Source organism: Synechococcus sp. H55.2, from assembly GCF_047462495.1.
Taxonomy (GTDB): Bacteria; Cyanobacteriota; Cyanobacteriia; order Thermostichales; family Thermostichaceae; genus Thermostichus.
The window spans coordinates 1-10,305 of sequence record NZ_JANSJH010000094.1 but is presented as its reverse complement, the minus strand read 5'-3'; the positions used below and the strand labels follow the sequence as shown (position 1 = coordinate 10,305).

Below are 10,305 nucleotides of genomic sequence, written 5' to 3'. Positions count from 1 at the left end.
GCGGTCAGCATGATTGGGAAAGCCTTGTCCTCTCTCGGTTTAGCTTAATCGGCGGGAAGCCCCGCACTGTATTTGTGAATTGTGTTTACTCAACGAAGATGAGTGCCGGGAGTCGTTCACTCAACGAGGATATCGCGAATCAAGGGCAAGCGAATGCTGATGTAGCGATTGAGCACCGAGGCATCGACACTGCTGAGGACATGTTTTCTCTGGCAGGCGCTCAGAAGCAGATTCACCAAGTCGTCATCGCGTTTTGTGAGCCAATCTGGCCTGCCAATCTCGCTGACCAAAGACCAAAACTGGCGTACCATTTCAGGAGTCATGGCATCCATTTTGTGGGGATAGGGGCTAGCTGCAAAAGAATGGTCTAGGCCATTGACCTGATTCTAGAAAAAAGACCTCACCTGTGAGAGCAATATTTCAGCTCCGTCACAACTTAGGATAAGATGTCATGCTTTCCCATAAACCTCAGTAAGTGCCGACCATCCTTGTTCAGAAAGCTTGAAGAAAACCAGAGGTTGCTAACCTTAGCCATAGCCATTTCAAGCCGGTCTAAAACATCTCCGCAGCGCCCTGCACCGCCATAGATGAGTAGCCTCCCCTTTGGAGCGGGAGAGGGGAGCGCAAAATTCGCAAGGTTTTCACCGCTACTTAGCATAACTATAGAAAAAATAACGATTCCCGTCAAAATCTGGTCATCACCCTATCGGCCTTAAGGTAAAAACTGCCCGCTCTCCTTCACCAGAAGAGGAAGAACCTTGACGAGCCTGGGTGCTAGCGTAAGGTGTACTGCAGCTCATAAGCCCCTTTTTCTCCTGGCCCATAGGTGTTGGCCCGCAGGGTATAGGTGCCGGTGCGGGGCAGAAAGGCAATCATCAGAGCATCGGTTCCGCCGCCTTGGTCGTCATCCCAAGCCACGACTTCTCCGCTGGGATCCAACAGTTGCAAAAAAGCATCGAAGTCGGCGCTGGTTAGGGAGGCGATCAGGATCTGGCCGGCGCGAGCGGCAATGGGATATTCGTCCATCCAACTGCCATCCTCGGGGTGCTGCAGGGATCCCTCCTGCAGACGGCCTGATGGAGTTTGCTGCCAATCGATCTGGGTGAGGACATAGGTCAGCCGGTAGTTGCCGGTGGATTCTGGCTCAAAGCTGGTGGCTCGCAGGGTGTAGGTGCCGCCCTCTGGCAGACGCACCGCCAACAAGGCATTTATATCTGGGCCGGAGTCATCGTCAAAGCCGATCACCCGTCCTTGGCCATCCACCAGCTCCAGGTAAGCATCGAAATCTTCGCTCTCCAGGGCCGCAATCAGGATCTGCCCCGGCTGAGATGTAATCGAAATCTCATCCCAAAAGCTGCCATCCTGAGGGTTGCTCAGATCTTCAGGGCTGAGGGTTCCCGCCAGGGTTCGGCCATCTCTCCACAGGGGAGAAGAAGCAAGGGAGGATCCCACCTGCGCGCTCCTCTCTTGCAGCAGATCCAACCACCGACAACTGCTGGACAGCCCCAGCGCCACCAGACTCAGGGCCAAACAGGATCCCCAGCGGCGGGGAAGTGCGAAAGAACGACACAAGCTCAACATCGACAAGACTCCCCGCCCCCATGAGCCAAAACCACGCCTCAATTTTATCCATTGGTTTGCCGGGGCGGGTGGGTAACTTCACAGGGAATCCCAAGCTTGTAAGACGGCTTCCAGGGCCAGCCGCCCGTGGCCAAGATGGGTTCCCCCCTGCAAATAGACGGTGTAGGGATCCCGCATCGGCCCGTCGGCAGAGAGCTCAGCACTGCTGCCCGCAACAAAAGTGCCTGCCGCCATCACCACCGGATCGGCATAGCCGGGCATCACTTCTGGGATCGGGGTGAGGTAGGAATCCACCGGCGAGCTGCTTTGAATGGCGCGGCAAAAAGCCTGCAACTTCTGCGGGGATCCCAGTTGAATGGCCTGAATGATGTCGGTGCGGGGCGCTTGTGGCAGAGGCGAGACCGGGTAGCCCAGATCGTGAAACACCTGGGCGGCCAGGTGGGCAATCTTGACCGCTTCGGCCACCATCTGCGGGGCCAAAAACAACCCTTGAAACAGGAGCCGGTTGAGATCGAAGGTGGCCCCGCCTTCCGAGCCGATCCCCGGCGCCGTCAGCCGGCAGGCAGCCTGCTCCACCAGCTCGGCCCGCCCCGCCACATAGCCCCCCGCTGGGACGAGGGTGCCGCCTGGATTTTTGATCAGGGATCCGGCGATCAGATCGGCGCCCACATGGGTTGGCTCTTGGGTTTCCACAAACTCGCCATAGCAATTGTCCACCAAGACCACCACCTCCGGGTTTTGTGCTTTGACGATCTGGATCATCTCGGCAATCTGGGCAATGGAGAAGCTGGGCCGCCAACTGTAGCCACAGGAGCGCTGGATGTGCACCAGGCGGGTTTGCGGTCTGAGAGCGGTTTTCAGAGCCTGCCAATCGACATCGCCCTTCCGCAGATCCAACTGGCGATAGGTAACGCCGAACTCCCGCAGGGATCCCCGCCCCGATCCCCGCAGGCCGATCACCTCCTCCAGAGTGTCGTAGGGGGGGCCGGTGATGGCCAACAGCTCATCCCCCGGGCGCAGCACCCCGAACAAAGCACAGGCAATGGCATGGGTGCCGGAGACCATCTGCAGCCGCACCAGCGCCGCCTCACAGCCCATGATCTGGGCAAACACCCGATCCAACACCTCTCGCCCCCGGTCGTCGTGGCCGTAGCCCGATACGCCGGCAAAGTGGTGGGATCCCACCTGCTGGTCGTGGAAGGCCCGCAACACCCGCGCCAGGTTCTCCCTGAGAACCTGGTCCATCGCCTGAAACCGCTCCTGCAGAGCCGCTTCTGCTCTGTCCAACAGCGCCGCCGCCTGCAACGGGATCCCTTTGCCCACCGAGTTCACCCCACTTCTTGCCCACAAACCGGCCTTAACCCTAGCAGAACCGGCCACCAACCCAGAGGCCAAAAACAGCTTCTCAGACCTGCTACTTCTGGGAACGATGGCTTCACAGAAACTCTATCTTGATAAAAACCTTAATTTCAGTTAGCACTTCTTCATCTTCTCTGTCAGTTTCTGCCCCGGCCAGACAAAGCGTCCCCTGCCGCTGCGGCCCACACCAGGTTGTATAATGACCCAATAGAGGGATATTGACGGGAAGAATAGAGGGATATTCGGACTGGGGGAAGGTGCCGGTTCAGCAGCCGCTGCTTTTCTCGACTGCATGGGAGTTTCCTTGAACAACTCGGCTCCCTCTTTTAGGTATTGACAATAGCGAGCGTTGTTGGGAGAGTTTTACCCATCTATCCTTCACCTCTCCGATCCGCAGAGTCGAATTCAAGTGTTAGCAAAAGAAAGTATTTCAAGTTTCGCCGGCAAGATTGCTCTCTCCAGCCCTTTGCTTCATACCTTCTCCACCTAACTTAACTTAGGGTTCTGAATTCTAGGGATCCCTCTTTGCCCGAGCAATCGCACTGGTGTGCGAGCCATCAAGAGTTAAGACAGCCTAAATTTATTCTTAACTCCTGGTCGGGAACCCGAGGGGAGGTGTTAACTTAGACTTAACCCAAGAGGTTAGTGCCGCTTGCATGGCCCCTTTTCGCAAGTTGCCGGGCCGCGATCATGCCTGAGGTGGGGGCTGTTTTCTAGGGATCCTTTGCGAGGGTAAGGCGCTAACTTTAGGCGTAAACCGATACAACTGGGAGAGTCTCCATGACTAAGCTTGTGATCCAAGGGAAGAACGTCGAGATTACCGACGCCATCCGCAGCTACGTTCAAGAAAAAATTGAGCGTGCTGTCAGCCATTTTGCCCAGATCACCAGTGAGGTTGATGTCAATCTATCGGTAGCCCGCAACCCCCGTATCAGTGCCAGCCAATCTGCCGAAGTGACCGTCTACGCCAATGGCACCGTTATCCGGGCGGAAGAAAGCAGCGAAAATCTCTATGCCAGCATCGATCGTGTGGCCGACAAGCTGGCCCGCAAGCTGCGCAAATACAAAGAACGCAATGGCGTGCACCGCACCCGCCACGCCCCCAAAACCTCTTGGGCGGTGTCCCAGCAGCCTGTTACCGATCCGCTTAATACCGAACGGCAGCCGGAGTTGCCGGCTGAGGTGGTGCGCACCAAATACTTCGCCATGCCTCCCATGTCAGTTCAAGAAGCGCTGCACCAGTTGGAGCTGGTGGATCACGACTTCTATGTTTTCCGCAATATCGAAAACGGCGAGATCAACGTCATCTACGTCCGCAACCACGGCGGCTACGGCCTGATCCGCCCCCGCTAAAGCTTCGTGAAGATGCGCGGCGAACCTTTCTCCCAACTTGCTTCGCGGGGATCGAGCAACGCTTTCTATCTTTTGCTGCAGCTTACCGATTCTGCCCTGCCGATTGGTGGTTATTGCCACTCGTGGGGTTTGGAAACGGCGGTTCAGGCGGGTCAACTTCGGGATCGGGTCGGGGTGCAGCAGTATCTGCTGGGGGTTTTGCACATGAGCTTGGCCCCCATTGAGGGCAGAGCCTGTGCCCTGGCCCACCGTTTGGCGCAAGCGGGATCCCCGTCGGGAGTAGAGAAGCTGCAGCGGCAATTGCAAGCCACCCGTTGGGCGGCGGAGCCGCGGCAAGCCAGCTTGGATCTGGGGAAGCGTTTGACTCAACTGGCAGAACGCACCTGGGGAATCTCCGTCCCCCAAGCAGTGGGGGAGCCGTGGCATCATCCCTTGGCCTTCGGCTGGATCTGTGCTCAGGCAGGCATTGGGCTGGAAGATACCCTACGGGCCTTTTTGTTTGCCTCCCTCACCGGGTGGGTCTCGGCGGCGGTGCGCTTGGTGCCTTTGGGGCATAGCGAGGGGCAAAGTCTGCTGGCCCAATTGTATGAGCCGATTGAGACCGTGGTGCAGCAGGAGATCCTGCCGGTTGTCCGGCGGGATCCTGCTCTCAATTGGCCTGCCCTGAGCAGCTTCGCCCCCCTCAACGAGCGCGATTGCCAAGCCCACCAGCAGCTCTATTCCCGCCTTTTTCAGTCCTGAACGCTGCCCCCCTCTCCCTCTGGGAGAGGGGCTGGGGGTGAGGGCGGGGCACAGTTCAGCGGAGAGGCTCCCCAACGGCCAGCACCTGCTGCAGGAACTGATCCTGTTGCCGGCGCAAAACGCCCAGATCGGGACTGTGGTTGAGCAAGATGAAGTTGTGGCCATTGGGCAACTGCCCCATCAGCATCAGCCGCTCCGCAGCGGATCCCACCTGGGCAGTCGTACCTGGGGGCAAGGTGCGCGCCCTCAGGGTGCTGTGGCCGATGCCTGCTCTGGGCAGGATCCGAGTCGGATCCCCATCTGTGAGATCCAGCAGGTGTTCCCAGAGATGAGCTAGGGCGCGAGGGGAGAGGTACAGTGCTTGCCCTCCTTCTCCAAGGCGGATGTCTTGCTCAGCAGGGGCCATTTGGGGATCCAGGCGGGCAATGGGCTGAGCCACCAATCGCTGCCGCAGGTACTCCAGCAGGGCCGTTTTGCCCCCCAGCTCCGCCAACAGGGCTTCTGCCATGGCCCGGTCGTTGCTGCCGTTGAGGAGTTGCAGCAGGGATCCCAGGCGCAGCGAGGTGTAGACGGCCAGGCAATGGGCATCTGCAGGCCAATCCCTCAGGAGCGACACAGAGCCGCCAATGGCAACCGGATGGGGCTGTTGGGTACCGCTGAGAAGCTCTGCCAGACGCCGGGCGCCGGCCACAGGATCGGGCTGGCCCAGCAAACGGAAGGGGGGCACCACCTTCACATCCCCGTCGATCTGGCGAATCCCAAGGCTGTGTAAGTGACGGGCCAGCTCGGCCACATTTGCCTCTGTGAAATAGGGATCCCCGCTGCCCACGAGGATCAAATCTCCCGTCAGGCGGTGGCCTGACCGATGGCCTGTGGTGTAGAACCGGGTTTCAAAGCGATGCTCGTAGCCCCAAGTCTCCAGAGCCATCAAGCTGATGGCCAACTGATCCAAGGCCCCCACCGGCAAAGGCCGATCCAGCAGGTGCTCCGCCAACAGCTCCCCCTGCGGCGTCCACAGCAGGATCCCCTGTTGTGAGAGCGCTCCCCCTTGGGCCGCCAATCCCTGCAAAAAGCCGGACAAGACCCCCGCATAGGGAGAATCTTTCCACCCCGGCGATTGTGCGCGGGGCCACCAGGGGGGAAGGCCCGGAGTCCCACTGGGGGAAGGCAGGGGCGGTGGTGGGGTGGGGATGGGGGGAAAAGGATTCTGAGCCGATGTGGGCAACTCGGCACCTATGCGGTTGCTCCAGCAGGCCCCCAAAGCCAAAGCACCAACCAACGGGATCCCTGCCCGGAGGAGATGACAATGGGGGCGCAACCCCTGTGGGATAAGCGGCATGATGACCTCACCCAAGACACTTGCAAAAGACGACGGGCTGGCAAGACTTGACGCTACTCTAGTGCCATCCGAACCGCCTTGGCAAATCTTCGTTGCAGCCTAGATATCTTTAGTACTAAGAAATGTTAAGCTAAAAGCCTGGATCCCGAACCGAGGTGAGGCCCATGGAACCCCTTTACGCTGGCGGCAACTTCTCCAGTTCTTTTGTTAATCCCCCCATTTACTCCGCCATTGCCCTGCTTAGCTTTTTTGCTCTTATCTTCGGCATCATTTTCAAAGATAAGCTGGAATACCAGGTAGCCCTTTGGCAGCTCAACCGAGATAGCCAGGCAACAATTCGCTACCGGACTCCTGGGGTGATCCTCACCTACGGTCTCTGCTGTTTGTTTACCCTTGGTTTTGTGGTGGCGTGTTTGAACGTCTTTGGCCTGTCTCTGACTCTGGCCAGTTGGGTGGGTGGAATCCTGGTGCTGAGTACGGCAGGCTTGGTGTGGTGGCAGTTGGGATCCCTACTGGCCCTGTTGGCTATGGGGGGCTCCCAGGCCATTGATATCGACTCTTACGGGGCAGAGGCTGCTTGGGATGCCAAGACAGCAGCGCCCCCTGAAGGGGAATAGGCGCTAGCCTCTGTTCACCAGAGCCCCCATCTCAATCGCAAACCCAGTGCTCTTTCGCTTCTTCTCATGACTGCGGCCCTCCCTTCATCCTGGCGCTACGCCTACTACCCCGGCTGTGTGGCCCAGGGGGCTTGTCGCGAGCTGTACGACTCTACCAACCGGATCGCGCGGCATTTGGGCATCGAACTGGTGGAGCTGGAGGCAGCTTCCTGCTGTGGTTCCGGCACCTTCAAGGAAGAATCGGAGCTGCTGGAAGATACGGTGAATGCCCGCAACCTGGCTTTGGCAGAGGCATTGGGGTTGCCGATGCTCACCCACTGCAGCACTTGCCAGGGGGTGTTGGGCCGCGTGAATGAAAAGTTGAAAGCTGCGAAAACCGCGGATCCTGAGTACTTTCACCGGGTGCAAACCCTGTGCCAGCAAGGAAGCTGTGAGAGCTGCTACGAAGGCACCGGCGATGTGCGCCATTTGCTGTGGGTGCTGGTTCATGACTACGGCCTGGAGCGATTGGCCCGACAGGTGAAACGGCCTCTGTGGGGGCTGCGCTGCGCCGCCTTCTACGGGTGTTATCTGTTGCGGGCCTACGATATCTCCCGCTTTGACGTGGCGCGGGATCCCCGTTTGCTGGAAGATCTCTTCGAGCATTTGGGGGCCACCCCTGTTTGGTATCGCGGGCGCACCCAGTGTTGCGGTTGGCCCCTTTCCAGCTATGCCCCGCAGCAGTCTTTCTCGATGGCAGGCCGGCACCTCCTCGAAGCAATCGAGGCGGGAGCCGATTGTTTGGTGACTCCTTGTCCCCTGTGTCACCTCAATTTGGACTCGCGCCAGCCGGAGGTGGAGCAGGTGATCGGGCGCAAGCTGGGGATCCCGATCCTGCATGTGCCGCAATTGGTGGGCCTGGCCCTGGGGATCCCGGCGGAAAACCTGGGATTGAACCGCCATGTGGTGCAGGCGGAAAGGGTCTTGCAAAAACTAGGCCGCTAAACTCCAGGGGGGATCCCTGGGCAAACATCAGGTGGGTTCTGCCTGGGAAGGATATGCTATTCTGCCCAGCAAGATACCCAGCCCTGTTCAAAAACCGCAAAGACCCTCGTAAGCTTAGATTCGGCATACTCCTGCTTGGCAGCTCCCTATGGTAGTCTCGGATCCCCTGGGCCTTGTCGTGCAAGAAGTGCAGCGGGGCGGGTACGCAGACCGAGTCAAAAAGCTGGTTTACTTTGCCTGCACCAGCACCTGGGAAGGCGATGTCGGCAAGTTGAGCCAAATAGACCTGAAGGCACTCCTGGAGCAGCTCTGCCGTGAGCACGCAACCCTTGATGCTCTGGGCCAGCGCTTTCGAGATGCCATCAGCCGCATCAACAAAAAAGCCGAGTATGCCCGCATCGCCAAGATGCTGCTGAGCAAGCTGGAGCCTTTGTATCAACAGCCGCAAGCAGATCCATCGGTTTGGGCTCAGCCCTCGCCTGTCTTGTCTTTGAAGTACGGGGGCTTGCAACTGCAAAAGCAAGACTACGATCCCTTCGAGTTGCGGGCAGGGGTGATGCGGCAAGCCAGCCCTTTGCGGGTCAAGCTGGTTCTGTTCACGGCTTTGTACCACAAAGTAGAGCCCACTCTGCAGGGGTTGGCGGCCCTACGGCGCTACAGCCTGGATGAGCTGCTCACAGCCCTTTATAGGGCCTGCAATTCCCCCCAAGAGCTGGAAACTCGGCTGAAGGAGGCGGTGCAACAGTCGCAGGAGCCTGATCAGGATGGCCAAGCCGCCAATGCCGTGCTGCAGATGCTGAAGCCTCTTTACGTTTCTGTGCCCCCAGAAACCGCCGCTGGTGGAGGGTTAGCTGCCGAGCCCGCCTCTGTCGCTCTCGATTGGCTCGATACAGAAGATGCTGTTGGCGCCCCCATGACTTGGGTCGAGGATGGGGAGGATCCCTCTATAGGGTCTCCGGCTTTTACAGCTCTGGCAACATCGCCCAACCCCTCTTCTGACCTCCGACAGGCGATCCCAGAGTCCTGCCGCCAACTGCTCCATCGCAGCGCCGGATCCCTGATGGTGGCCATCGAGAACACCCTGAGCGAGTTGGGCAATGCTCTGGACGAAGGACTACAGGATGAGGATCCCGCCCAATATCTGACGCTCAAACACCAGGTGTTGCGCGGCTTCTTGAGGGATGTCGAGGGATCCGCCGCAATGTTCAGGGGGATTTTGAAAAAGCTGGAGCAATCGGAGTGGCGCCTGGTGCAGCCCCTTCGCGGCGGCGGTGGAGAACACGCTCTGCCGGAAGTGCCTGGCGAGCTGGTGGATCCCTATGCTTCCCTGAGACAGGTGTTGGCCAGCAGCGAGCTAACTCGGCAAAAGCCGCAGCTAGAGCAGGAGGTGATGCGTCTGGTGCGGCGCAGCGTCAGCTCGGTTAAAGCGGCTATCGAACAGGCCCTGAGCGAGTTGGGCCAGGCGTTGGATGAGCAGTTCCCAACCTGTAGCCTGGAAGAAGCCTTGGTTCTCAAGTACCAGGCGTTGCGCGCCTTTTTGCAGGAAGTGGAGGAGATCTCTACGAAATTTGCTGCTCTGTTGGAACGTATGGAAGAGGCAGAGCGCCGTCTGTTCGGACTGGTTTGAGAGCCAACCCCCTGTTTGGGGATCCCGTCTAGCACTCATAGCCATCGCCTTCGAATTCCATACGCTGTCGCCAACGCGCCGCTCTAACTCCCCTCTCCCTTTGGGAGAGGGGCTGGGGGTGAGGGCTGGGAGAGGGGCTGGGGTGAGGGCGGCGCAGAGCGGTAGGGAAACGTCGTGATTTTCTTCTAGAATGGCCACCAGTTAGATCCCCCCTCACTGCTTCATCTGAGCTTCCCCTCTCTACCTATGGATGCCAAGGAGCTGCTCCGCCTCTACCGGGCAGGACGCACTAACTTTGCGGGCGAAAACCTAGCCGCCCTGGATCTAAGCCGGGCCGATTTAATCGGGGTGGATCTCTCGCAAGCCAACCTGCGCAGTGCCAATTTGATTTTTGCTTTTTTGGGGCGGGCCAAGCTGCAGAAGGCCAACCTTGTTGGGGCTAACCTCGGTGGGGCCAACCTCAGCCAGGCGGACTTGAGCGAGGCGGATCTCAGAGATGCTCAGTTGCACGGCGCCACTTTGCAGGGGGCAGATTTGCATGGGGCCAACCTGACCCTGGCCCTGCTGCTGGATGCCAATCTGCTGGATGCGGATCTGCGCTGGGCTAACCTCACCAGCGCCAACTTGGGGGGGGCTTGTCTGCGGGGGGCCAACTTGCGACTCGATAGTCGTCGGGGAGCGGTGTTGCGCAACGCCAATCTCAG

At 58.9% G+C, this 10,305-nt stretch carries 10 protein-coding genes; 6 read left to right on the top strand and 4 right to left on the bottom strand.

Going from position 1 to position 10,305, the window contains the following annotated elements; genetic code table 11:
- Positions 1–116: 116 nt before the first annotated feature.
- From NW844_RS10610 to NW844_RS10600, 3 genes are all read right to left on the bottom strand, one after another.
- Positions 117–323, bottom strand: coding sequence for a hypothetical protein (locus tag NW844_RS10610; protein WP_414335497.1), 207 nt, complete (start codon positions 321–323; stop codon positions 117–119).
- Between the two features lie 451 nt (positions 324–774).
- A complete protein-coding gene (locus tag NW844_RS10605; protein WP_414335495.1) occupies positions 775–1,581 on the bottom strand; it encodes a PPC domain-containing protein in 807 nt (268 codons plus the stop codon).
- A 78-nt stretch (positions 1,582–1,659) separates the two neighbouring features.
- Positions 1,660–2,886, bottom strand: a complete 1,227-nt coding sequence (locus tag NW844_RS10600; RefSeq protein ID WP_414335499.1) for an aminotransferase class I/II-fold pyridoxal phosphate-dependent enzyme — start codon at positions 2,884–2,886, stop codon at positions 1,660–1,662.
- Between the two features lie 834 nt (positions 2,887–3,720).
- Between NW844_RS10600 and hpf the strand changes: the two genes are divergently transcribed.
- Both hpf and NW844_RS10590 read left to right on the top strand, forming a co-directional pair.
- The gene (gene hpf, locus NW844_RS10595) at positions 3,721–4,293 is read left to right on the top strand and encodes a ribosome hibernation-promoting factor, HPF/YfiA family (protein WP_414335493.1); all 573 of its coding nucleotides are present in this window, start codon (positions 3,721–3,723) and stop codon (positions 4,291–4,293) included.
- A 12-nt stretch (positions 4,294–4,305) separates the two neighbouring features.
- On the top strand, positions 4,306–5,034 hold the full coding sequence (locus NW844_RS10590) for an urease accessory protein UreF (RefSeq protein WP_414335491.1): 729 nt from the start codon (positions 4,306–4,308) through the stop codon (positions 5,032–5,034).
- A 55-nt stretch (positions 5,035–5,089) separates the two neighbouring features.
- On the opposite strand, the gene NW844_RS10585 is transcribed toward NW844_RS10590, so the two are convergent.
- Positions 5,090–6,115, bottom strand: coding sequence for a D-alanyl-D-alanine carboxypeptidase (locus NW844_RS10585; RefSeq protein WP_414335490.1), 1,026 nt, complete (start codon positions 6,113–6,115; stop codon positions 5,090–5,092).
- A gap of 422 nt (positions 6,116–6,537) precedes the next feature.
- Here NW844_RS10585 and NW844_RS10580 point away from each other — a divergent pair, with 422 nt between their 5' ends.
- The 4 genes from NW844_RS10580 to NW844_RS10565 all read left to right on the top strand — a co-directional run.
- Positions 6,538–6,990, top strand: coding sequence for a hypothetical protein (locus tag NW844_RS10580; RefSeq protein WP_414335488.1), 453 nt, complete (start codon positions 6,538–6,540; stop codon positions 6,988–6,990).
- Positions 6,991–7,056: 66 nt separating this feature from the next.
- On the top strand, positions 7,057–7,974 hold the full coding sequence (locus tag NW844_RS10575; protein ID WP_414335486.1) for a CoB--CoM heterodisulfide reductase iron-sulfur subunit B family protein: 918 nt from the start codon (positions 7,057–7,059) through the stop codon (positions 7,972–7,974).
- A gap of 148 nt (positions 7,975–8,122) precedes the next feature.
- Complete coding sequence (locus tag NW844_RS10570; protein WP_414335484.1) at positions 8,123–9,601, top strand: hypothetical protein; 1,479 nt, start codon at positions 8,123–8,125, stop codon at positions 9,599–9,601.
- Positions 9,602–9,847: 246 nt separating this feature from the next.
- Positions 9,848–10,305: pentapeptide repeat-containing protein (locus NW844_RS10565; protein ID WP_414335482.1), on the top strand; the 458-nt coding region annotated here is incomplete at its 3' end.